This is a genomic window from Klebsiella sp. CN_Kp113, from assembly GCF_040064585.1.
Taxonomy (GTDB): Bacteria; Pseudomonadota; Gammaproteobacteria; order Enterobacterales; family Enterobacteriaceae; genus Klebsiella; species Klebsiella michiganensis.
In genome coordinates this window covers 1-22,261 of the sequence record NZ_JBEAID010000048.1, presented here as the reverse complement: position 1 = coordinate 22,261, position 22,261 = coordinate 1, and the positions used below count along the sequence as shown (strand labels likewise).

Here is a 22,261-nt window from a genome sequence, read left to right as displayed (position 1 = left end):
CCTGACGATTAACGGGCCAGCGTCAGGTGGCTTAAATCCACCGGCTGGTCTTGTTCGATAGCCTCGTAGAGACGGTCGTAAACGCTGGCGATAGTCGCCAGATAGTGCTCCAGAACCTGCTCGCGATCGCGGTTGCTGATCCGGCCATCAATGGTGCCGTCTGAGCCCAGCGTGGCCTGGGCAATCAGGCGTCTGTCGTCGCTGTTTTTGGTTTCGACGTAGTACTCGATGGTGTGGCTGTTAAACCCTTCCGCCAGCGCAACGTAGACCTGAAAATGGCCAAACAGTACGAAGCACAGCTCTTTATCCGGCGCGCAGCTCATGGCGTGATGCAGACGCGCTTTCGACAGGGTTATTCCCTGTACCAGCGAGTTGCAATAGGTGTGCCACTGCTCCTGATGCTGGCGGTGACGATCGGCGATGTAGTCCGCCTTTTCACTTAATTCCCAAATAGTCATCCCGGATCCCCCGTTGTATGAGATGCACCGGTTAAGCACTTTTCATGCCAAAATTTAATTAATTGATTTTAAACAGGTTTATAAAATTCCGGGGGACGGAAAGACATGTCGATGACGATGTCTGCAGCGTGTCATCGACATTTTCGTGACATTACCTATGATCTGGCATCGTTATTGCATTAAAGGGGCATCGCGATACGGAGGCACCATGCACGAAATCACTCTTAGCCAGCGGGCGCTGGAAATTATCGAACAGCAGGCGCTGCAGGCCGGCGCGCGTCGGGTGACCGGCGTGTGGCTGAAGGTCGGGGCGTTTTCCTGCGTGGAGGCCAGCGCGCTGACCTTCTGCTTTGAGCTGGTGTGCCGCGGCACGCTGGCGGAGGGCTGCGAGCTGCATATCGCCGAACAACAGGCTGAATGCTGGTGTGAATCCTGCCAGCAGTACGTGCATCTCATCTCCCAGCACGTGCGCCGCTGCCCGCAGTGTCAGAGCGACCGGCTGCAAATCGTGGCGGATGACGGCTTACAGATTCAGCGACTAGAAGTGGAGTAATAAGATTATGTGTACAACCTGCGGCTGCGGTGAAGGCAACCTTTATATAGAAGGCGACGAGCATAACCCGCATTCGGCGTTTCGCAGCGCCCCCTTCGCGCCCGCCCCGCGCCAGATGATGAACATTACCGGCGTGAAAACCGATAACTTTTCCCCCACCCGCTCGGAGGCTGGCGACCTGCACTACGGTCACGGCGAGGCGGGTACCCATGCGCCCGGCCAGAGCCAGCGGCGGATGCTGGAAGTGGAAATCGACGTGCTGGATAAAAACAACCGTCTGGCCGCCCGCAACCGCGCGCGCTTCGCCGCGAAAAACCAGCTGGTGCTGAATCTGGTCTCCAGCCCCGGCTCCGGCAAAACCACCCTGCTGACGGAAACCCTGCTGCGGCTGAAAGAGAAAACCGCCTGCGCGGTGATTGAAGGCGATCAGCAAACGGTGAACGACGCCGCGCGCATCCGCGCCACCGGCACCCCGGCGATTCAGGTCAACACCGGCAAAGGCTGCCATCTCGACGCGCAGATGATCGCCGACGCCGCGCCGCGCCTGCCGCTGGCGGACCACGGCATTCTGTTTATCGAAAACGTCGGTAACCTGGTGTGTCCGGCGAGCTTTGACCTCGGCGAACGTCATAAAGTGGCGGTGCTGTCGGTAACCGAAGGCGAAGACAAGCCGCTGAAGTATCCGCATATGTTCGCCGCCGCCAGCCTGATGCTGCTTAACAAGGTCGACCTGCTGCCGTATCTCAACTTTGACGTAGAAAAGTGTCTGGCCTGCGCCCGCGAGGTGAACCCGGATATTGACATCATACTGCTTTCCGCCACCAGCGGCGAAGGCATGGACCAGTGGCTTAGCTGGCTGGAGACGCAACAATGTGCATAGGCATTCCCGGACAAATCTGCGCCATTGACGGCAATCTGGCGAAGGTCGAAGTGTGCGGCATTCAGCGCGAAGTCGACCTGACCCTGGTGGGCGCGTTCGACGATCGCGGCCAGCCGCGTCTCGGCCAGTGGGTGCTGGTCCACGTGGGTTTCGCCATGAGCGTGATTAACGAAGCCGAAGCCCGCGATACCCTCGAGGCGCTGCAAAATATGTTTGAAGTCGAGCCGGACGTCGGCGCGCTGCTGTACGGCGAGGAGCGGTAAATGCGCTATGTCGATGAATACCGCGCTCCGGAACAGGTGATGCAGCTGGTGGAACACCTCCGGCAGCGCGCGCGCCTGCTGCCGCATACCGCCGAACGTCCGCTGCGCATTATGGAAGTGTGCGGCGGTCATACCCACGCCATTTTTAAATTTGGCCTCGATCAGCTGCTGCCGGAAAATATCGAGTTTATTCACGGCCCCGGCTGCCCGGTATGCGTGCTGCCGATGGGGCGCATCGACGCCTGTATCGATATCGCCAGCCGTCCGGGGGTGATTTTCTGCACCTTTGGCGACGCCATGCGCGTGCCGGGAAAAAACGGCTCGCTGCTGCAGGCTAAATCGCGCGGCGCCGACGTCCGCATCGTCTATTCGCCGATGGACGCCCTGAAGCTGGCGCAGCAGCACCCCGAGCGTGAAGTGGTGTTCTTCGGCCTTGGTTTTGAAACGACGATGCCCGCCACCGCCCTGACCCTGCGCCAGGCCCGCGAGCGCGGCGTCGCCAACTTCTATTTTTTCTGCCAGCACATCACCCTGCTGCCGACCCTGCGCAGCCTGCTCGACCAGCCGGATAACGGTATCGACGCGTTTCTCGCCCCCGGTCACGTCAGCATGGTGATTGGCACCGACGCCTACGGATTTATCGCCAGCGACTATCATCGTCCTTTAGTGGTGGCAGGATTCGAACCGCTTGATCTACTGCAAGGCGCGGTGATGCTGGTTGAGCAGACAATAGCGCGGCACAGCGACGTGGAGAACCAGTATCGCCGGGTGGTGCCCGATGCGGGCAACCCGCTGGCGCAGTCGGCCATCGCCGAGGTGTTTTGCCTTAGCGGCGATAGCGAGTGGCGCGGTCTGGGGGTGATTAACGACTCCGGCGTGCATCTGACGGCCGCGTATCAGCGTTTCGACGCCGAAGCACATTTCCGCCCGGCGCCGCAGCGGGTCTGCGACGATCCGCGCGCCCGCTGCGGCGAGGTGCTGACCGGCCGCTGCAAACCGCACCAGTGCCCGCTATTCGGCAATACCTGCAACCCGCAGAGCGCGTTCGGCGCGCTGATGGTCTCATCGGAAGGCGCCTGCGCCGCCTGGTATCAATATCGCAGTCAGGAAATCGAAGCATGAAAAGCGTTCAGTTAGCCCACGGTAGCGGCGGTCAGGCGATGCAGCAGCTGATCGGCGACCTGTTTATGCAGGCTTTCGCCAACCCCTGGCTGGCGGAGCAGGAAGATCAGGCGCGTCTCGATCTCGCCCAGCTTAGCGCGCAGGGCGACAGGCTCGCCTTCTCCACCGACAGCTACGTCATCGATCCGCTGTTTTTCCCAGGCGGCAATATCGGCAAGCTGGCGGTCTGCGGCACCGCCAACGATGTGGCGGTGAGCGGCGCGCTGCCGCGCTATCTCTCCTGCGGGTTTATTCTCGAAGAGGGGCTGGAGATGGCCACCCTCGAAGCGGTGGTGAACAGCATGGCGCAGACCGCGCGGGAGGCCGGCATCGCCATTGTCACCGGCGATACCAAAGTGGTGCCGCGCGGGGCGGCGGATAAGCTGTTTATCAATACCGCCGGGATCGGCGTCATCCCTACCGGTATTCGCTGGGGGGCGCAGCAGATTAGCGCGGGAGACGTGCTGCTGGTCAGCGGCACGCTTGGCGATCACGGGGCAACGATCCTCAACCTGCGCGAACAGATGGGGCTTGACGGCGCGCTGTCCAGCGACTGCGCGGTGCTAACGCCCTTGATTCAGACGCTGCGCGACGTTGCTGGCGTGAAAGCCCTGCGCGATGCCACCCGCGGCGGCGTTAACGCGGTGGCCCATGAATTCGCCGCCGCCAGCGGCTGCGGGATTGAACTGTACGAGAATAAGCTGCCGGTGAACGATACCGTGCGCGGCGTGTGCGAGCTGCTGGGGCTGGACGCGCTTAATTTCGCCAACGAGGGCAAGCTGCTGATCGCCGTTGCCCGCGAGGCGGCGGAAAGCGTGCTTGCGCATTTACGGTCTCATCCATTAGGCCGCGATGCGGCGATAATCGGCGAGGTTGTGCCGCGCGCGGGCGTGCGCTCTGTTGGTCTGTACGGCGTGAAGCGCACGCTGGATCTTCCTCACGCCGAGCCGCTGCCGAGAATTTGTTAACGGTGCGGGCCCCCGGATTGCGGCTAACGCCTTATCCGGGCTACAACACTGCGCGCACCTGTAGCCCGGCTAAGCGCAGCGCGAGCCGGGAAAAGCCAGCATGATTATCCAGCCCAAACCAGCGGGCACCCACGGATGGGTTAATGGCGGTCACAACCGCTTTATTAACAGACTATTATTTGTGTCATCACTTTCTTCTGCGCCGCTTTGCGGCGCTTTTGGACTTAAGCAATGTCGTATACACCGATGGGCGATCTTGGGCAGCAGGGTCTGTTTGATATCACCCGCATTTTATTACAGCAGCCGGATCTGGCCGCGCTGAGCGAGACGCTGACCGGCCTGGTGCAGCAGTCCGCGCTCGCCGACCGGGCGGCGATTATTCTGTGGCATTCCGGCAACCATCGCGCGGTCCGGCACGCCTGCGACGACGCGGGACAGCCGGTGAGCTACGAGGATGAAACCGTCCTCGCCAACGGCCCGGTTCGACGCCTGCTCTCGCGCCCGGATGCGCTGCATTGCGATAGCGCCACCTTTGCCGAAACCTGGCCGCAGCTCGCCGTAAGCGGACTCTACCCCAGCTTTGGCTATTACTGCCTGCTGCCGCTGGCGGCGGAAGGGCGTATTTTCGGCGGATGCGAATTTATTCGCGACGACAACCGGCCGTGGACCGAAAAAGAGTACCAGCGGCTGCACACCTTTACGCAAATCGTTGCCGTGGTGACCGAACAGATCCAAAGCCGGGTCAGCAACAACGTTGATTACGACCTGCTGTGCCGGGAACGCGACAACTTCCGCATCCTGGTGGCGATCACCAACGCGGTACTCTCGCGGCTGGATATCGACGAACTGGTCAGCGAAGTGGCCAAAGAGATCCACCGCTACTTCCGCATCGACGCCATCAGCGTGGTACTGCGCAGCAACCGCAAAGGCAAGCTCAATATCTACTCCACCCACTACCTCGACGCCAGCCACCCGGTGCACGACCAGAGCGAAGTGGACGAAGCCGGTACCCTGACCGAACGGGTATTCAAAAGCAAAGAGATGCTGCTGCTCAACCTGCATCAGCACGACCCGCTGGCGCCGTACGAAAAAATGCTTTTCGAGATGTGGGATAACAAAATTCAAACCCTGTGCCTGCTGCCGTTGATGTCCGGCAATACCCTGCTTGGAGTGCTGAAGCTGGCGCAGTGCGATGAGAAAGTCTTCACCACCACCAACCTCAAGCTGCTGCGGCAAATCGCCGAGCGCGTCTCGATCGCCATCGACAACGCCCTCGCCTACCGCGAGATTCAGCGGCTGAAAGAGCGGCTGGTCGATGAGAACCTCGCCCTGACCGAACAGCTTAACAACGTCGAGAGCGAGTTTGGCGAAATCATCGGCCGCAGCGAGGCCATGAACAACGTGCTCAAGCAGGTGGAGATGGTGGCGCAGAGCGACAGCACGGTGCTGATCCTCGGCGAAACCGGCACCGGTAAGGAGCTGATTGCCCGCGCTATTCATAATCTGAGCGGCCGCAATAGCCGCCGGATGGTCAAAATGAACTGCGCGGCGATGCCCGCCGGGCTGCTGGAAAGCGACCTGTTTGGCCACGAGCGCGGCGCCTTCACCGGCGCCAGCGCCCAGCGTATCGGCCGTTTCGAACTGGCGGACAAAAGCTCGCTGTTTCTCGATGAAGTGGGCGACATGCCGATTGAACTACAGCCGAAACTGCTGCGCGTGTTGCAGGAGCAGGAGTTCGAGCGTCTCGGCAGCAATAAGCTGATTCACACCGACGTGCGCCTGATCGCCGCCACCAACCGCGATCTTAAGCAGATGGTCGCCGATCGCGAGTTTCGCAGCGATCTCTACTATCGGCTGAACGTCTTCCCGATCCACCTGCCTCCCCTGCGCGAGCGGCCGGAGGATATTCCCCTGCTGGTGAAGGCCTTCACCTTTAAAATTGCCCGCCGTCTCGGGCGCAACATTGACAGCATTCCGGCGGAAACGCTGCGCCTGCTCAGCCGCATGGAGTGGCCGGGTAACGTGCGCGAACTGGAGAACGTCATTGAGCGCGCGGTGCTGCTGACCCGCGGCAGCGTGCTGCAGCTCTCCTTACCGGAAATGAGTATCGAGACGGAGCCGCTGGCGGCGGAAGTGCTGCCGGAGGAAGGGGAAGACGAATACCAGCTGATTGTCCGGGTGCTGAAAGAGAGCAACGGCGTGGTCGCCGGACCGAAGGGCGCGGCCCAGCGTCTGGGATTAAAGCGCACGACGCTGCTTTCGCGCATGAAACGGTTGGGTATTAATAAAGACCAGCTGCAGTAGGCACATCTTCAGAACGCTGTTTCATTTTGATTTTAATGAAACAGCGTTCTGTGAGACAACTCGCTTTACCCGTTCCTGATGAATGATAAATAAGCCTTTTCCTTAATGGAGATGCTTATGACGCGTTTACCTCTGGCCGCCGCCATCGCTTTGCTTTTGGCTTCTCAGGCTGCATTTTCCTCTCTTCCCACCTTTTCCGTCTGGCCCGGCGGTGAAGCGCCCGGCGCCAAAAACAGCCCGGCGAGCGAATCGCTGGTGGAGCGCAGCAAAGACCCCTCGCTGCCCGATCGCGCGGTCACCGGCGTTCGCGCTCCGACAATTACCGTTTACGCGCCGGAGAAGCCCAACGGTATCGCGCTGCTGGTGACGCCGGGCGGCTCTTACCAGCGAGTGGTATTGGATAAAGAGGGCAGCGATCTCGCCCCGGTATTTAACGCCCGGGGCTATACCCTGTTTGTGATGACCTATCGGATGCCGGCGGACGGTCACGCGGAAGGCAGCGAGGCGCCGTTGGCCGATGCGCAGCGCGCGCTGCGTACCCTGCGGGCGCGGGCCGCCGAGTGGCATATCGACCCGCAAAAAATCGGCATTATGGGCTTTTCCGCCGGGGGACACGTGGCGGCAAGTCTGGAGACCCGCTATAGCGAACCGGCTTACGCCGCCGTGGACGCGGTTGACCAGCAGAGCGCGCGGCCGGACTTCGCGGTGCTCGGCTATCCGGTTATTTCCATGGATCCGGCGATTGCCCATCCCGGATCGCGCAAGGCATTGATTGGCGAAACGCCGACGGCAGAGCGGCAGCACCGCTATTCACCGGAGCAGAACGTCACGCCGCAAACTCCGCCGACCTTTATTTTCCACGCGGTGGACGATCCTTCCGTGCCGGTGGATAACGCGCTGGTGATGTTTAACGCCCTGCGCGCGCAGCAGGTGCCGACTGAGCTGCACCTGTTCGCCGAGGGGAAACACGGATTTGGCATTCGCGGGACCCGGGGCCTGCCCGCCGCCGAGTGGCCGCAGCTGGCGATGAACTGGATAGCCTCGCTGGCGGAAATGAAAAAATAGCGCCGGTAATCCCCGGCTCGCGGCTGACGCCTTAGCCGGGCTACCTGTCCGCAGACGGCGGGGACCTCGAAGCCCCGGTAGGTACGGTTTTCCGGAGGCGATGCTGCGCATCTGTCCGGCTATAAGTTCGTGCGGTTTGGTAGCCCGGACAGGCGCGTCAAGCGCCGCCTCCGGGGGATTTTGCCGAGCTATTTATCAGAACTGAAGCCGTTGCTGGTCGCCAGTTCGGCAAACCACAGCGCGTTGCGCTTTATCTGCCGCTCTCCGGTTTGCAGGTCGAGCCGCCAGAAACCGTAGCGGCGCTTGAACGAGTTAATCCACGACCAGTTATCGATAAAGGTCCACTGATGCACGCCAAAGCAGTTCGCGCCGTCGGCTATCGCGCGGTGCAGCTGCACCAGATGCTCTTCCATCAGGCCGATGCGGAACGAATCGTCAATCACCCCGTCTGCGCCGGGTTCGCCTTCCGACTCAATATCCATCGCAATACCGATTTCCGCGAGGAACCACTTTATATTGCCGTAGTTATCGCGAATATTGGCGGCAATGTCATAAATCGCCTGCGGCAGAATCTCATTATTATCGCGATAAGGATTAAAGCGCCCTTGCGGATTCACGTAGTTTTCGAAATAGACCTCCGGGGTGAAATAGTCCAGCGTATAGTCGCTTTCGCGCGCCTTCACCCGCCGCGGAACGTAATAGTTAACGCCGAGAAAATCGACGCGCGATCCGGTAATCAGCTCCACGTCGGCTTTTGTCACCTCCGGCAGGCAGTGGTGTGCGGCCAGAATTTCGCACAGCGCTTTCGGGAACTGATGCTTCACCAGCGGATCGAGGAAGCTGCGGTTGAAGAACAGATCCGCATACCACGCCGCTTTTTGGTCTTCCGCGCTGTCGTTGCGGGTATAGGACGGCGTCAGATTCAGCACCACGCCAATCTCGCTTTCCAGCGCCAGCGCGCGAAACTCGCGCACCGCTTTGGCGTGGGCCAGCATAATGTTAAACGCCACCTGCGCCGCCAGCCTGCCGTCTTTCTTGCAGGGATAGTGGAAGTCGTACAGGTAGCCGCCCTCAACCGGCACAATCGGCTCGTTGAAGGTAATCCAGTATTTCACCTTGTGACCGAATAGCTCAAAAGCGGTACGGGCAAAACGCGCGAAGAGATCGGTCACGTGCGCCGACTCAAAGCCGCCGTACTGCTTTTGCAGCGCTTCCGGCATGTCAAAATGATAGAGGTTGATCATCGGCTCGATGCCGTTTTCAATCATCTCATCAAGGTAGGCATGATAGAAACGCACCGCGTCCGCATTGGGCGCGCCGGTTTCGAAGTCGTCAATCAGCCGCGACCACTGAATCGACGTGCGGAAGGAGTTGAACCCGGTCCGCTTCATCAACGCCACGTCCTGGGGATACTGATGATAGGTGTCGCAAACGGTTTGCGGCCCAATCTGCTGATAAAAACGTTCCGGCTGTTCGGCAAACCAGCTATCCCAAATAGAACGGTGCGGCTTGTTGCTTATCCCTTCCGTTTGCGGACCGGATGCCGCCGCGCCCCATAAAAAGCCTTCCGGAAACTGATACCGGGTCATAACGCCTCCTGTAAGTTAAAAAAGGCCGCACCCAACGGGCGCAGCCAATAAGCACTACTCTGCAACCACTTCAATCGATTTGATAAACATGTAGCCCCAGTCGCCGGCGAATTTACCGAAGTCGATGCGGTTATCGCCGGCCTTCAGCTCAACCGGCACCAGCAGCTGCTGGCCCTGCTCATCGGTCTGCGGGAATTCAACCGCGATTGGCGCGCCGTCGTTGACGATAAACGAGTTTTTCTTGCCGCCCCATTTGCCGCTGAACGTCACCCGCAGCTGATACTTGCCGGCCCACGGCGCGGAAACCTGCCAGCTGACCTTATCCCCGTCGTTGGCGAACGGCCCGAGGAAGCCGTCGTCGCCAATCGCCAGCGCGTCTTTTTCGCTTTTCGCCGCCGCAATCTTGCCATCGGTCACGTTCAATACCCCGCCGCCAAAACGGCAGTAGTCGGCGGGGACTTTACCGACGGCTTCCGTCACCGTGACCTTAACGGTTTTGCTGCTTTTGAGCAGGCCGTCATCGGCGCTAAAAGTCAGCGCGTATTCACCGGGGGCGCTGAACCAGGCGCGGGTTTCGGCTTTATCCGTCGCGCAGAAGTGGGCCTGCGCGCTGCCGCCGTTGCTCCAGCTCACCGTCACGTTGCGGTCCGGGAGGGCGTCATCGCGCCAGCTCGCGCTGAGCTGCACGCCCTGGTCCTGGCTGGTGGTGAGCGTCTCCGCCAGCGCCACTACCGGCGCCTGATTCGCCTGAGTATGCTTCACGCTAATCACGTTCGAAGGCGATGAACTGCCGCTCTCGTTTTTAGCGATGACGCGGTAATAGTACGTATTCCCCAGCCGCAGACTGCGATAGTCATCGCGGAACAGATCCATCGTCTGCGGGTTCCACTCGTTAACGCCGTCGGAAATGTCGCGCCCCACGACCTTCCACGGCCCGGATGGCGAATCAGCGCGCTCAACATCATAGGCGCGCCCTACCGCCGCCCCCAGCCAGTTGATCGCAAACGGTGAATCCGTCGGCCGCAGCGTCGGCGCGTCAGGTTTCGGCAGCGGCGGCGCTTTCTCCTGCCCGTTCATCTGCGCGGCGGCGGTGCGCACCAGGTCGACCACCTCCATCTCCTGGTTGGCCTTACCTTCGACCGGGAAGCCCGGCAGATGGTAGCTGTAGTGGCCGGTGGACTCTTTGTGCCAGTAGAAGCCGCCGTCGTGACGATGACCGCGGAAGCCCCAGATTAAACCGCCCGCCGCCTGCGCGCCGTTGACTTCGCTATGGACGATCGACTGCATAATGGCGTTAAGCTGCTGCGCGTCCAGCAGGCCAAATTCGCCCACCATGTAGACTTTCTTACCCGCTGCCGCCGTCAGGTCTTTTTTCACCTGTTCGGGATGGTTGTTATCGGCATTGGTGTAGTAATGGTTGCTGACGATATCGACATGGGGATCGTTAAGCGCAAACGCATTAATTTTCTTATAGGTACCATCCACCACCAGCTGGTGCGGCGCCCACTTTTTGATCCACGCGGCGGTCTGCTGAAGGAACGCCGCGTTGGTGTCCTCCAGCTCGTTGCCGGTCTCCCAGGCCATAATCGCTTTTTCGTCATAGTAAGGGCGCCCGGTCACGCTGTTGGTACGGGTGATAACCTGGCGAATCACATCAAGATAGGCCTTGAAGGTTTTACTGTCGGTACGGTAAAAATCCTCCGGCTTTTCGTGGTAGAACGCCGCCAGCTGCTCGCGACCGCCCCACCACCACCAGTGATCGATAAACGGCAGAATCAGGCGCAGCCCCTGTTTGTCCGCCTCGGCGATCATGTTGTCGTACACCCGCATCGCCTTTTCGTTCAGGCGCGGCATGCCGTCGGCGGTTTCCGGGGCCAGAATATGGGTTTCGCGACCGCAGGCCTCGTCAAACGTCTGCTGCACCGAGAGCACGTATACCCGCTGCGCCCTGGCGCCGGTTTGCACGAGCGCTTTAATCCAGTTTTCCTGTTCCTCCGCCGTCGGCCAGCGGAAGTATTGCCCCCAGCCGCGCGAGTCGGCCTTGCAGGTACCGCGCGCATCGTCCTCGATACGGTGCAGTTCCGGCGCATGAATGCCCGCAAAGCGGAACACCTTGTCGCCATCTTTTAACGTTGCGCCGTCGCGGGTAATAAAGTGTTCAAAGTGCGACTGCTCCGCGGCCATCGCGCCTGCGCTTCCCAGCGCCGAAAGCAGCGCGACGAGCATCAGTTTTTTCACCGGCTTAATCATCGTTATCTCTCCTTAGAACCAGACTTCGGCCTGCACGCCGAAGTTCAGCGTATCGGTGTCGCCGCTGCGCGAGTAGCTACCGGCGGAAAGGGTATTGGTGCTCCAGTCGTAGTTGCCGTCCAGCGCGTCGGACACCCCTTTATCCCACTTCGCGTAAGTCACGAAGAAGCGCAGCTGCGGGCGAGTCCAGAAGCCGGAATCAAAGGTCAGGGTCGGCGCGATGGTCACTTTAGTCAGGCCGCCTTTGCCTTTGCCGTCCACGCCTTTGTAGTTTTTATCGTCGAGATATTCGTAGCCCAGCTCGTACTGCATGGCGAAGTTTTTGGTGATCTGCTGGTACGGGCGAATCCCCGCCACCCAGCTGGTGCGCCCCCAGCCTTCGGCGTCTTCCGTCCACCAGCGGTAGTTTTTGTCTTTCTGATAGTAGGCGAACGTGGAGATTTCCCAGTCGCCGAGCGAGGCCATGTTATCCAGCACCACGCGCCAGGACTGGGTATCGTCGAGGTTTGCCCAGCCCCAGCCGTTTTTACCCAGCGAGTCTCCCGCCGCCAGGCCGCGCCCGTACTGGAAGACCACGCGAGAGTAGCCGCCGGTCAGGCCGTAAAAGCCGTCAAAGTTGTAAACGCCGGTCACGCCGTAGCCCTTCTCCGCCGAGGTCGGGTGCTTCTCGTTGCGGTTCATGTGGTGGCCAATCAGCTCAAGATCGAAGCCGGTGCCGCCGATCTTTTTCAGCCACAGGTTGAGCGAGTAGTCATCCGGATAGCCCTGATCGCCTTTGTCGACCGGGTAGGCTTTGGTTTCATCCGTCGGCGAGAAGGCGTAAACCCCGGCATCGAAGCGCGCGAAGCCGAGATCCATGTTGTCGAAGCCGCCGCCGGTACCATTGTACTGAATGTACTCCCAGTCGAACTGGTGGCTGGAGGTGTTGGAGCTGCTGTAGCGCTTACCGGCCCAGAAGGTCATTTCCGGGGCGAAGTCGAGATTTGACAGTTCGGCAAAACCTTCACGGAACTGCACATCATGCCCGTCGTCATCCTGACAGTTCCAGTCTGAGGTGCATTTCGACTGATGGGTAATGTTGGCCTGGACTTTAGCCACCACGCCGCTGTCCGAGGTTAACGTCACCGTCGGGATCAGTTCGATCTTGGTGTCCTCTTCGTTGCCCAGACGCCACTTGCCGTCCGGCATCAGGCCAACGGAGTCGGCGCGGTTACCGTCGGCGTTGGCGAGGATCCCCGAACGGATATAGCCGTGGAGCATAAAATCGTACTTCGGATCGGCGATGGCGCAGTCGCTCATCACCGCGAGGGCGAGTAAAGACAGAGGTATTGAATGATTTAGCCTGATCATTTTTTATCCTTGGTTATTTTTTTATTAACACTGCCTGAGAACGGGAGGAAATTTACGGATCAAAATTGGAAATGTACATCCATTAATGGAAAGCGCTTTCCGTAATTGCCGGATGAGTTCACAAATTTAACGATAGCGGGCAAATATTCGTGATTTAGATCACATCTTTGAGCGGAAATAAAAAAGCCCGCGCGCGGCGGGCTGTGGCAGGCAGGCGAAAAGCTTAGCGTTCGGCGTCGGCGAGCTGCCGTTCATAGACCTTGAAGAACGGACGATAGAGCATCCAGGCATTAAAAATGGCGAACAGGCACATGCAGAGGTTTTTCCAGCTGCCGTTGGCTGACCACGCCGCGCCAAGCGGCGCCGGCATCGACCACGGCAGCATCGCCACCGCCCGATCGAGAACCCCAAGATGAGTTAAATACCAGGCGATACAGGCGTTTATCAGCGGTACAAAAAGAAACGGCAGCAGGAAAACCGGGTTCATGATAATCGGAAAGCCGAACAATATCGGCTCATTGATGTTAAACAGCGAGGGCAGGAGGCCAATTTTCCCCACGCTTTTCAGCTGCCGCGAACGGCTGCGCATCGCCATAAAAACCAGCGGCAGCGTCGAGCCGATGCCGCCGATCAGCAGGTAGAAATCCCAGAATCCCTGCAGGTAGATATGCGGCAGCGTAGCGGAACCGGCGGCCAGCGCCTGCTGGTTTTCAAACAGATAGGTCATCCAGAACGGGTTCATAATCCCGGTGATAATCAGCGCGCCGTGAATGCCGACAAACCAAAGCAGGTTGCAGATAAATAAAGAAATTAATACCGCAGTTAGGGTATCGGACGCCACCACCAGCGGCCGCACCGCTTCGCTAATCAGCTCCGGTAAAATGCGCCCGGTGCTCTGCAGCAGCAGCGCGTTGATGACGCTAATAGAGAGCATCACCACCAGCAGCGGGATCAGCAGCTGAAAGCCGTTGCGGGTCATCACCGGCACCTCTTCCGGCAGGCGGATGCACCAGCCTTTCTTATAGAAAAAGCGCACGATTTCAATAGAGTAAGTGCTTGAAATCAGCGCGGTAAAAATCCCCATTCCGCCGAGGAAAATATTGGTCGCGCCGTTGTCGCGAAAGCCGATAAACAGCAAAAACGCCAGGCAGCCGGTCAGCCCGCAGAGCCGCTCCGGCAGCCGGTACTGCTTGGCAAGGCTGGCGCTGGCGCCGAAGGCCACAATCAGCGCCACCAGCCCGATAGTCAATTCAAAGGTTGGCAGCAGAATGGGCCGCAGCTGGAAATAGAACTGGCCGAAAGCCGATGCGCCGTTGATGGAAACGGGCGGAAACAAAATCGGCACCAGCAAACTTCCCACAATCACAAACGGCATCGCCAGCGCAAAGCTGTCGCGCATCGCCGTAATGTGGTTATTGCGCGTCAGAACGTTGGCCAGCGGCGCCAGCCGCTGTTCGATGATATCGACGGCAACATTCATCAACTGAATGTTCATAATCCTGCCTTTAAGAATAGAGGTGTCGCCAGGATGATCGCGCACTCCCGGGTAAAGTAAAAGCCCGCCATAGGTGATCGTGGTCACAATAAATAAATCCACAAACGGAAAGCGCTTTCCGTTTTATATCCGTTATGACTATAGTCGGCGCATCCATCTCATCAGGAGCGATATATGAAAAAGATAATGTTGTGCTGTTCCGCGGGCATGTCCACCAGCCTGCTGGTGAAAAAAATGATCGCCGAAGCCGAGCAGCGCGGTCTGCCGGTGGAGATCAATGCCTTTGGCGTCGCGGAATTCGATCAACAGGTCGGCCATTACCAGGTGGTCCTGCTGGGGCCGCAGGTGAAATACATGCAGAAAGATCTGCAAAAGCAGGCTGATAAATACGGTATCCGCGTGGAACCCATCAACATGATGGATTACGGCATGCAGAAAGGCGGCGCCGTACTGGATTTCGCGCTTTCCCTTATCGATAACAAAAACTAAGGAAAGATCATGAGCTCTCTGTACGCGAAGCTGATCGCCGTGATTGAACAGAAGATCACGCCTATGGCGGGGGCGATCGGCCAACAAAAATACGTCACCTCCATCCGCGACGGTTTTATTACCGCCCTGCCCTTTATGATCGTCGGCTCGTTTTTGCTGGTCTTTATCTTCCCGCCGTTTTCCCCGGATACAACGTGGGGCTTTGCCCGCGCCTGGCTGCAATTTTCTCTCGATCATCGAGATGCGCTGATGCTGCCGTTTAACTTCAGCATGGGGGTGATGACGCTGTTTATCGCCGTCGGGATCGCCGCCAGCCTGGCAAAACACCACAATCTGGACTCGCTGACCGCCGGGATGCTGTCCCTGATGTCGTTCCTGCTGGTGGCCGCGCCGCTGAAAGATGGCCAGATCTCCACCGCCTACTTCTCCGGCCAGGGGATCTTCACCGCAATTCTGGTGGCGATTTACTCTACCGAGCTGTACGCCTTCCTCAAGCGCCACAATATTACGATCCGTCTGCCGCCTGAAGTGCCGGCGGGCGTGGCGCGCTCGTTTGAGATCCTGATCCCGGTGCTGGCGATCGTGCTGACTCTGCATCCGCTGAATCTGTTTATCGAAGCGCAGCTGGGCATGATCATCCCAGAAGCGATCATGTCGCTGGTGAAACCGCTGGTGGCGGCGTCCGATACCCTACCGGCGATTCTGCTGTCGGTGCTGGTGTGCCAGGTGCTGTGGTTTGCCGGCATTCACGGGGCGCTGATCGTCACCGGGATTATGAATCCGTTCTGGATGGCGAACCTGTCGATCAACCAGGCAGCGATGGCCGCAGGCACCGCGATCCCGCATATCTATGTCCAGGGCTTCTGGGATCACTATCTGCTGATCGGCGGCGTCGGCTCCACCCTGCCGCTGGCTTTGATGCTGCTGCGCAGTAAGGCGGTGCATCTGCGGACGATTGGCCGGATGGGCGTGGTGCCGGGCGTATTTAACATCAACGAACCGATTCTGTTCGGCGCACCGATCATTATGAATCCGCTGTTCTTCCTGCCGTTCGTGCTGGTGCCGATGATCAACGCAACCCTGGCCTACTTTGCGCTGAAGCTGGACCTGGTGAGCCGCGTGGTGTCGATGACGCCGTGGACGACGCCGGCCCCTATCGGCGCCTCGTGGGCGGCGAACTGGAGCTTTAGCCCGGTGATCATGTGCCTGATTTGCATGGCGACGGCGATGGTGATGTATCTGCCGTTCCTCAAAGCCTACGAAAAACAGCTGCTGGAGCAGGAGCACGCTAACGCGGCGGCCCAGGCCGAAAGCGCGCCGCAGTCCGCATAATTAATACTATTCAGAGGTTTGTCATGGAATTAGAAGAACAGGTAATGGGTATCATCATCAACGCCGGGCAGTCGCGTAGTCTCTGTTACGAAGCGCTGAGCTGCGCTAAAGCGGGTGATTTCGCCGCCGCCGACGAAAAAATGAAAGAAGCGGCGCATTTTGCCCGCGAGGCGCATTTGGTACAGACCCAGCTGATTGAGGCCGACGAAGGCGAGGGTAAAACCAAAATGACTCTGGTGATGGTTCACGCTCAGGATCATCTGATGACCTCGATTCTGGCGAAAGAGCTGATCGGCGAACTGATCGCCATTTACCGCTCGCGACCGCTGCACGCGTAGGGTTCCCCCTCTCCGGGGAGAGGAGATGACGTAGCCCGGGTAAGGCGTTTACGCCGCAACCCGGGAAAACGGTAAATGCTCATGTCACCTGGCTGACTGACTTCCCGGCTCGCGCTGCGCTTAGCCGGGCTACCTGAACTACACGCGTAGCGGCCCGGGAAACCGTCGACCACAATTAAGGACAACCATGCTACATCTGGGTTTAGACATTGGCGGCACCAAAATGGAAGCCGTCCTGCTCAACGCGGCGGGCGAGTGCGTCTATCGCCAGCGCCGTCCGACGCATAAAGAGAGCTATCAGGCGTTTATGCAGCAGCTGCTCGGACTGATTGCGACCGTCCGCGACTGGAGCGAACGGCCGTTTACCATCGGCATCGGCCTGCCGGGGGCTATCGACCCGCAAAGCGGCCTGATTAAAAACTGTAACTGTCTGGTGCTCAACGGCCACGACCTGCGTCATGACCTGATGCGGGAACTTGGTCAACCGGTATGGATGGCGAACGATGCCGACTGCTTCACTCTCTCTGAGGCGGTAGACGGCGCGGGCGCGGGGGCAACGACCGTATTCGGCGTTATCATCGGTACCGGCTGCGGCGGCGGCGTTGCGGTGAACCAACGGCTGCTCAGCGGGCCTAACGCCATCACTGGCGAATGGGGACACAATCCTCTGCCGGGCTATTGCCCCGAGCGCGACGGCCCGGCGCAGCCCTGCTACTGCGGCAAAGAAAATTGCATCGAAAGCTTTATCTCCGGTACCGGCTTTGCCTGCCGCTACGGCGAGCAGGCGCCTGCGGAAGCGATTATCGCCGCCGCGCAAAACGGCGAACCGCAGGCGCTGGCCCACTGGCGGCATTTTATTGACGCTTTCGGCCGTAGCCTGGCGTCGGTAATCAATATCCTCGATCCGCAGGTGATTGTACTGGGCGGCGGGCTCTCCAACGTCGGGCAAATCTATGAGCAGCTGCCGTCGGCGATTGTCCCGTATCTCTTTTCCGACAGCTGCCGAACGCAGATCAAACAGGCCCGCTTCGGCGACGCCAGCGGCGTGCGCGGCGCGGCCTGGCTGCCGGTTCTGGCCAACGCTGAAGCCGGTCGGCGGTAGACACTTTTTTCAGCAGGTATGCTAAGCTAGGCGAAAATATTCAGACAGAAAATGCCATGCCAACCATTGATGATGTTTCAAGATTAGCGAATGTCTCCCGAGCGACGGTATCCCGCGTGCTGACCGGCACGCGGGGCGTGCGCGAAGAGAGCCGGGAAGCGGTGCTGCGCGCGGTAGAGGAACTTAACTACCGCCCGAGCTTTGCCGCGCAAAACCTCGCCAGTCAGACATCCAATCACGTGGGGCTGGTGATCCCGGCGAACGATGACAGCAGCGGCGCGCGCCTGCTGCCGATGCTCTCGCTAGCGCTGAAGGGGCTGAATAAAAACCTGATTGTTCAGTACGTCACGGATGCGGCGGAACAGGCGGCGGTCGTCGACGATTTACAGCGCCAGTGCGTGGCGGTGGTGGTGCTCGGCGCCGTCCCGGCGGATGCGCCGCGCAACGTGATCTCCTTTGACCGCTTCAGCATTGCCGGGGTTAATAATCAGGGCTACGACTACGCTTTTGCCACCGAAAGCGCCTGCCGCTACGTGATCGGCAAGGGCCATCGCAATATCGCGCTGCTCGTTGATAACGACAGCGATGACGCCAGCCGCCAGATGCTCGAAGGCTATCGCAACGTCCTGCAAAACTACTCCATCCCTTTTAACCGGCAGCTGATGCTGGCGGCCAACGATAACGTTGAACAGGCGCTGCTGACGCTGATTAACAGCTTCAGCAAATACTCGGTGATTATCGTGAAACGGGACCGCTACGCCGCCGAAGCGATGCGCCTGCTGCGCGAGTTCAACGTTGCCGTACCGCAGGAGGTCTCGCTGCTGAGCCTGGAAGATTCTCCCCTCGCCTCGCTGCTCAATCCGCCGCTGACCTGTATCTCCTGGCCGCTGGAGCAGCTGATGGAGAACTGCCTGCAGCGTATCCGCAACCTGATTGACGAGCGCCCCACCTTCTCTCCCGAAGGGCGCACGCTGGCGGGCCGCCTGATCCCCCGCCAGTCGGTGGCCGATCTCTCCTGATTTCAGCGTCCGGCCTTCCGCGTGGCCGGGCCTTTTCCTCTCCCGCCGCGGGTTCGCACGCTAATCATTCGCCTCACATCTAAATAAGAATTATTTTCATTTATAAATAGCTTGTGCTATATAACATAGCAATGGCTATAAATGATGATTAATTAACCGCAACGTTGTGAGGGACCTTATGCTGCACCTGCCACCCCTGAAGCATCTGATGTTTGCCGCCACGCTGGCGCTGCTGGCCGTCGCCCCCGTCCAGGCAAAAGAGAAATTTAAAGTGATTACCACCTTCACGGTGATCGCCGATATGGCGCAAAACGTCGCGGGCGACGCCGCCGACGTCAGCTCCATCACCAAACCGGGGGCCGAGATCCATGAATATCAGCCGACCCCCGGGGATATCAAACGCGCGCAGGGCGCGCAGCTGATCCTCGCCAACGGCCTGAACCTTGAACTGTGGTTCGCCCGCTTTTATCAGCACTTAAACGGCGTACCGGAAGTGGTGGTCAGCAACGGAATTCAGCCGATGGGCATCAGCGAAGGGCCGTATAACGGCAAACCCAACCCGCACGCGTGGATGTCGGCGGACAATGCGCTGATTTACGTCGATAATATTCGCGACGCGCTGGTGAAATACGATCCTGCGAACGCCGACGCCTATCGCCACAACGCCGAAGCCTACAAAGAGAAGATCCGCCAGACCATGGCGCCGCTGAAGGCAGAACTGGCGAAGCTGCCGCAGGATAAGCGCTGGCTGGTGACCAGCGAGGGCGCGTTCTCCTATCTGGCACGCGATAACGGCCTCCAGGAGCGCTATCTGTGGCCGATCAACGCCGACCAGCAGGGTACCCCGCAGCAGGTGCGCAAAACCATCGACACCATGAAGAAAGAGCGGATCCCGACTATCTTTAGCGAAAGCACCATCTCTGATAAACCGGCGCGTCAGGTGGCCCGGGAGGCCGGCGCCCACTACGGCGGCGTCCTGTACGTCGACTCTCTGAGCGCCGCCGATGGCCCGGTGCCAACCTATCTCGACCTGCTGCGCGTCACCACCCAAACCATCGTCCAGGGCATCAACGACGGACTAAGGAAACAGGCATGAGTCACGAGCTGCCGGGCCTCGCGGTCAACAACGTCAGCGTCACCTACCGCAACGGTCATACCGCGCTGCGCGATGCTTCTTTTAGCGTCCCGCGCAGCGCCATCGCGGCGCTGGTCGGGGTGAACGGCTCGGGAAAATCGACGCTGTTTAAAGCGCTGATGGGCTTTGTGCGCGTCGGAAAAGGCGATATTGCGATTCTCGGTCAGCCGGTTAATCGCGCCCTGCGGCAGAACCTCGTCGCCTACGTTCCGCAGGCGGAAGAGGTGGACTGGTCCTTCCCGGTGCTGGTGGAAGATGTGGTGATGATGGGGCGCTATGGCCATATGGGCTGGCTACGGCGGGCCAAACCGCGCGACCATGAGATTGTCGACGCCGCCCTGGCGCGGGTCGGCATGAGCGAGTACCGCCACCGCCAGATCGGCGAACTCTCCGGCGGGCAGAAAAAGCGCGTGTTTCTGGCCCGCGCTATCGCTCAGCAGGGAAAAGTCATTCTGCTGGATGAACCCTTTACCGGCGTCGACGTGCAGACCGAAGCGCGCATCATCGAGCTGCTGCGGGAACTGCGCGACGAAGGCTGCACCATGCTGGTTTCCACCCATAACCTCGGCTCGGTAAGCGAGTTCTGCGACTACACGGTGATGGTCAAAGGCACCGTGCTGGCCAGCGGCCCGACGGAAAGCACCTTTACCGCCGAAAACCTCGAACTGGCGTTTAGCGGCGTGCTGCGCCACGTGGTGCTGAGCGGCGCGGAAGAGCGGATTATCACCGACGATGAGCGGCCGTTTATCAGCCGTCGGGCGGCGGGAGGCGAAAGATGAGCTGGCTACTGGAGCCGTTTGGTTATCACTATATGCTGAACGCGATGTGGGTCTCGGCGCTGGTGGGCGGGGTGTGCGCGTTTCTCTCCTGCTACCTGATGCTTAAAGGCTGGTCGCTGATTGGCGACGCCCTCTCCCACTCCATCGTGCCCGGCGTGGCGGGCGCTTATATGCTCGGTCTGCCCTTCGCGCTGGGGGCGTTTCTTTCCGGCGGCCTGGCGGCGGGCAGCATGCTGTTTCTTAACCAGCGTTCGAAGCTGAAGGAAGACGCGATTATCGGCCTGATCTTCTCCTCTTTTTTCGGTATTGGCCTGTTTATGGTGTCGCTGAACCCCACTTCGGTGAATATCCAGACCATTATTCTCGGCAATATTCTGGCCATCGCCCCGGAGGATATTATCCAGCTGGCGGCGATTGGCTCTATTTCGATGGCGATTCTGCTGCTGAAGTGGAAAGACCTGATGGTGACCTTTTTCGATGAAAACCACGCTCGTTCCATTGGCCTGAATACCACCGCGCTGAAGCTGCTGTTCTTTACCCTGCTGGCGGCCTGTACCGTGGCGGCGCTGCAGACCGTCGGCGCGTTTCTGGTGATTTGCCTGGTGGTGACGCCCGGGGCCACCGCCTGGCTGTTGACCGACCGCTTCCCGCGCCTGCTGGCGATTGCCGTCGCGATTGGCAGCCTGACCAGCTTTTTCGGCGCGTGGCTGAGCTACTATCTGGACGGGGCGACCGGCGGGATTATCGTCGTCGCCCAGACGCTGCTGTTTTTAGCCGCTTTTGTTTTCGCGCCGAAGCACGGCCTGCTCGCCAGCCGTCGCCGCGCCAGGGAGGCCTCATGCTGAGCGCGCTGATTGAACCTTTCCAGTTCTCCTTTATGGTCAACGCCATGCTGGTGGCGGCGATCGTTGCCGTCCCCTGCGCGCTGCTGTCGGTGTTTTTGGTGCTCAAGGGCTGGGCGCTGATGGGCGATGCCATGAGCCACGCGGTTTTTCCGGGCGTGGTGGTGGCGTATATCCTCGGTATCCCCTTCGCCATCGGCGCGTTTATCGCCGGGTTGTTCTGCGCCATCGCCACCGGTTATCTCGACGATAACAGCCGCATTAAGCGCGATACGATCATGGGCATCGTATTTTCCGGGATGTTTGGCGCGGGCCTGGTGCTGTACGTGTCGATTCAGTCGGAGGTCCATCTCGATCATATTCTGTTTGGCGACATGCTGGGTATTTCCGCCAGCGATATTGCGCAAACGTCGCTGATCGCGCTGGCGATTGCGCTGATAATCGGGTTTAAGTGGCGTGATTTTCTGCTGCACGCCTTTGATCCGCAGCAGGCGAAGGCCAGCGGATTGCGCTGCGGGCTGCTGCATTATGGGCTGCTATGCATGATTGCGCTGACCATCGTGGCGACGCTGAAAGCGGTGGGGATCATTTTGTCGATTTCGCTGCTGATAGCGCCGGGGGCGATCGCTCTGCTGCTGACGCGACGTTTTGTCAGCGCCCTGCTGCTGGCGGTGGCGATAGCGTTAAGCTGTTCGCTGGGCGGCGTGTGGCTGTCGTTTTATCTCGACAGCGCCCCGGCGCCGACCATTGTGGTGCTGTTTACCGCCCTGTTCGTTATCGCGTTTGTCTGGACGTCGGTTCGCGATAGTCAAACCACGGCTCGTTCCGGCGAAGCCCCGGGTCGCGGCTGACGCCTTACCCGGGCTACAGACCGCACGAATTGTAGCCC

21 protein-coding genes are annotated in these 22,261 nt (G+C 59.5%); 16 read left to right on the top strand and 5 right to left on the bottom strand.

Annotation, left to right across the window (positions count from 1 at the left end):
- Positions 1 to 8: 8 nt before the first annotated feature.
- On the bottom strand, positions 9 to 458 hold the full coding sequence (hycA, locus tag ABLV30_RS25770; protein WP_004853522.1) for a formate hydrogenlyase regulator HycA: 450 nt from the start codon (positions 456 to 458) through the stop codon (positions 9 to 11).
- A gap of 208 nt (positions 459 to 666) precedes the next feature.
- On the opposite strand from hycA, the gene hypA reads away from it, so the two are divergent.
- The 7 genes from hypA (at position 667) to ABLV30_RS25735 (ending at position 7,652) form a co-directional block, all read left to right on the top strand.
- A complete protein-coding gene (gene hypA, locus ABLV30_RS25765; RefSeq protein ID WP_004114752.1) occupies positions 667 to 1,011 on the top strand; it encodes a hydrogenase maturation nickel metallochaperone HypA in 345 nt (114 codons plus the stop codon).
- Positions 1,012 to 1,018: 7 nt separating this feature from the next.
- Positions 1,019 to 1,891 (top strand): hydrogenase nickel incorporation protein HypB, encoded by an 873-nt coding sequence (gene hypB / locus ABLV30_RS25760; RefSeq protein ID WP_032750984.1) that lies wholly within the window; start codon positions 1,019 to 1,021, stop codon positions 1,889 to 1,891.
- Complete coding sequence (locus tag ABLV30_RS25755; RefSeq protein ID WP_088168585.1) at positions 1,882 to 2,154, top strand: HypC/HybG/HupF family hydrogenase formation chaperone; 273 nt, start codon at positions 1,882 to 1,884, stop codon at positions 2,152 to 2,154. Before hypB ends, ABLV30_RS25755 begins: the two co-directional genes overlap by 10 nt.
- Positions 2,155 to 3,276, top strand: a complete 1,122-nt coding sequence (gene hypD / locus ABLV30_RS25750) for a hydrogenase formation protein HypD (protein WP_014839321.1) — start codon at positions 2,155 to 2,157, stop codon at positions 3,274 to 3,276.
- Positions 3,273 to 4,283: a hydrogenase expression/formation protein HypE gene (gene hypE / locus ABLV30_RS25745; protein WP_046877484.1), complete on the top strand. Its 1,011-nt coding sequence runs from the start codon at positions 3,273 to 3,275 to the stop codon at positions 4,281 to 4,283. The genes hypD and hypE overlap by 4 nt, the downstream gene beginning before the upstream one ends.
- A 231-nt stretch (positions 4,284 to 4,514) precedes the next feature.
- On the top strand, positions 4,515 to 6,587 hold the full coding sequence (gene flhA, locus ABLV30_RS25740) for a formate hydrogenlyase transcriptional activator FlhA (protein ID WP_064358914.1): 2,073 nt from the start codon (positions 4,515 to 4,517) through the stop codon (positions 6,585 to 6,587).
- 117 nt (positions 6,588 to 6,704) lie between these two features.
- Complete coding sequence (locus ABLV30_RS25735) at positions 6,705 to 7,652, top strand: alpha/beta hydrolase (RefSeq protein ID WP_048260212.1); 948 nt, start codon at positions 6,705 to 6,707, stop codon at positions 7,650 to 7,652.
- 188 nt (positions 7,653 to 7,840) lie between these two features.
- Here ABLV30_RS25735 and ABLV30_RS25730 read toward each other — a convergent pair whose 3' ends face one another.
- From ABLV30_RS25730 to ABLV30_RS25715, 4 genes are all read right to left on the bottom strand, one after another.
- Positions 7,841 to 9,241 carry a glycoside hydrolase family 1 protein gene (locus tag ABLV30_RS25730; protein ID WP_038424882.1) on the bottom strand — a complete coding sequence of 467 codons (1,401 nt, stop codon included), beginning with the start codon at positions 9,239 to 9,241 and terminating at the stop codon, positions 7,841 to 7,843.
- Positions 9,242 to 9,295: 54 nt separating this feature from the next.
- Entirely contained in the window at positions 9,296 to 11,488 is a 2,193-nt protein-coding gene (locus tag ABLV30_RS25725) for a CBM35 domain-containing protein (RefSeq protein ID WP_162140817.1), read from the bottom strand.
- A gap of 15 nt (positions 11,489 to 11,503) precedes the next feature.
- On the bottom strand, positions 11,504 to 12,841 hold the full coding sequence (locus ABLV30_RS25720; RefSeq protein WP_004853540.1) for a carbohydrate porin: 1,338 nt from the start codon (positions 12,839 to 12,841) through the stop codon (positions 11,504 to 11,506).
- Between the two features lie 223 nt (positions 12,842 to 13,064).
- Positions 13,065 to 14,336, bottom strand: coding sequence for a PTS transporter subunit EIIC (locus tag ABLV30_RS25715; RefSeq protein WP_025106460.1), 1,272 nt, complete (start codon positions 14,334 to 14,336; stop codon positions 13,065 to 13,067).
- A gap of 174 nt (positions 14,337 to 14,510) precedes the next feature.
- Between ABLV30_RS25715 and ABLV30_RS25710 the strand changes: the two genes are divergently transcribed.
- From ABLV30_RS25710 to sitD, 9 genes are all read left to right on the top strand, one after another.
- Entirely contained in the window at positions 14,511 to 14,825 is a 315-nt protein-coding gene (locus ABLV30_RS25710; protein ID WP_004104871.1) for a PTS sugar transporter subunit IIB, read from the top strand.
- Between the two features lie 9 nt (positions 14,826 to 14,834).
- Positions 14,835 to 16,157, top strand: a complete 1,323-nt coding sequence (locus ABLV30_RS25705) for a PTS cellobiose transporter subunit IIC (RefSeq protein ID WP_004134311.1) — start codon at positions 14,835 to 14,837, stop codon at positions 16,155 to 16,157.
- A 23-nt stretch (positions 16,158 to 16,180) separates the two neighbouring features.
- Complete coding sequence (locus ABLV30_RS25700; protein WP_014226542.1) at positions 16,181 to 16,495, top strand: PTS lactose/cellobiose transporter subunit IIA; 315 nt, start codon at positions 16,181 to 16,183, stop codon at positions 16,493 to 16,495.
- Positions 16,496 to 16,682: 187 nt separating this feature from the next.
- Positions 16,683 to 17,597, top strand: a complete 915-nt coding sequence (locus ABLV30_RS25695) for an ROK family protein (RefSeq protein ID WP_224266054.1) — start codon at positions 16,683 to 16,685, stop codon at positions 17,595 to 17,597.
- 56 nt (positions 17,598 to 17,653) lie between these two features.
- Positions 17,654 to 18,616, top strand: a complete 963-nt coding sequence (locus ABLV30_RS25690) for a LacI family DNA-binding transcriptional regulator (protein ID WP_004124158.1) — start codon at positions 17,654 to 17,656, stop codon at positions 18,614 to 18,616.
- A gap of 178 nt (positions 18,617 to 18,794) precedes the next feature.
- Entirely contained in the window at positions 18,795 to 19,712 is a 918-nt protein-coding gene (locus ABLV30_RS25685; RefSeq protein ID WP_014226544.1) for a metal ABC transporter substrate-binding protein, read from the top strand.
- Positions 19,709 to 20,530 carry a manganese/iron ABC transporter ATP-binding protein gene (locus tag ABLV30_RS25680; RefSeq protein ID WP_014226545.1) on the top strand — a complete coding sequence of 274 codons (822 nt, stop codon included), beginning with the start codon at positions 19,709 to 19,711 and terminating at the stop codon, positions 20,528 to 20,530. Before ABLV30_RS25685 ends, ABLV30_RS25680 begins: the two co-directional genes overlap by 4 nt.
- Positions 20,527 to 21,375: an iron/manganese ABC transporter permease subunit SitC gene (sitC, locus tag ABLV30_RS25675; RefSeq protein WP_014226546.1), complete on the top strand. Its 849-nt coding sequence runs from the start codon at positions 20,527 to 20,529 to the stop codon at positions 21,373 to 21,375. The genes ABLV30_RS25680 and sitC overlap by 4 nt, the downstream gene beginning before the upstream one ends.
- Complete coding sequence (gene sitD, locus ABLV30_RS25670; RefSeq protein WP_032750994.1) at positions 21,369 to 22,223, top strand: iron/manganese ABC transporter permease subunit SitD; 855 nt, start codon at positions 21,369 to 21,371, stop codon at positions 22,221 to 22,223. Before sitC ends, sitD begins: the two co-directional genes overlap by 7 nt.
- Positions 22,224 to 22,261 lie beyond the last annotated feature (38 nt).

Bases quoted from the DNA above. Each gene is read 5' to 3' on its own strand.
- hycA (WP_004853522.1), bottom strand. From the start codon at position 458: ATGACTATTTGGGAATTAAGTGAAAAGGCGGACTACATCGCCGATCGT.
- hypA (WP_004114752.1), top strand. From the start codon at position 667: ATGCACGAAATCACTCTTAGCCAGCGGGCGCTGGAAATTATCGAACAG.
- hypB (WP_032750984.1), top strand. From the start codon at position 1,019: ATGTGTACAACCTGCGGCTGCGGTGAAGGCAACCTTTATATAGAAGGC.
- ABLV30_RS25755 (WP_088168585.1), top strand. From the start codon at position 1,882: ATGTGCATAGGCATTCCCGGACAAATCTGCGCCATTGACGGCAATCTG.
- hypD (WP_014839321.1), top strand. From the start codon at position 2,155: ATGCGCTATGTCGATGAATACCGCGCTCCGGAACAGGTGATGCAGCTG.
- hypE (WP_046877484.1), top strand. From the start codon at position 3,273: ATGAAAAGCGTTCAGTTAGCCCACGGTAGCGGCGGTCAGGCGATGCAG.
- flhA (WP_064358914.1), top strand. From the start codon at position 4,515: ATGTCGTATACACCGATGGGCGATCTTGGGCAGCAGGGTCTGTTTGAT.
- ABLV30_RS25735 (WP_048260212.1), top strand. From the start codon at position 6,705: ATGACGCGTTTACCTCTGGCCGCCGCCATCGCTTTGCTTTTGGCTTCT.
- ABLV30_RS25730 (WP_038424882.1), bottom strand. From the start codon at position 9,241: ATGACCCGGTATCAGTTTCCGGAAGGCTTTTTATGGGGCGCGGCGGCA.
- ABLV30_RS25720 (WP_004853540.1), bottom strand. From the start codon at position 12,841: ATGATCAGGCTAAATCATTCAATACCTCTGTCTTTACTCGCCCTCGCG.
- ABLV30_RS25715 (WP_025106460.1), bottom strand. From the start codon at position 14,336: ATGAACATTCAGTTGATGAATGTTGCCGTCGATATCATCGAACAGCGG.
- ABLV30_RS25710 (WP_004104871.1), top strand. From the start codon at position 14,511: ATGAAAAAGATAATGTTGTGCTGTTCCGCGGGCATGTCCACCAGCCTG.
- ABLV30_RS25705 (WP_004134311.1), top strand. From the start codon at position 14,835: ATGAGCTCTCTGTACGCGAAGCTGATCGCCGTGATTGAACAGAAGATC.
- ABLV30_RS25700 (WP_014226542.1), top strand. From the start codon at position 16,181: ATGGAATTAGAAGAACAGGTAATGGGTATCATCATCAACGCCGGGCAG.
- ABLV30_RS25695 (WP_224266054.1), top strand. From the start codon at position 16,683: ATGCTACATCTGGGTTTAGACATTGGCGGCACCAAAATGGAAGCCGTC.
- ABLV30_RS25690 (WP_004124158.1), top strand. From the start codon at position 17,654: ATGCCAACCATTGATGATGTTTCAAGATTAGCGAATGTCTCCCGAGCG.
- ABLV30_RS25685 (WP_014226544.1), top strand. From the start codon at position 18,795: ATGCTGCACCTGCCACCCCTGAAGCATCTGATGTTTGCCGCCACGCTG.
- ABLV30_RS25680 (WP_014226545.1), top strand. From the start codon at position 19,709: ATGAGTCACGAGCTGCCGGGCCTCGCGGTCAACAACGTCAGCGTCACC.
- sitC (WP_014226546.1), top strand. From the start codon at position 20,527: ATGAGCTGGCTACTGGAGCCGTTTGGTTATCACTATATGCTGAACGCG.
- sitD (WP_032750994.1), top strand. From the start codon at position 21,369: ATGCTGAGCGCGCTGATTGAACCTTTCCAGTTCTCCTTTATGGTCAAC.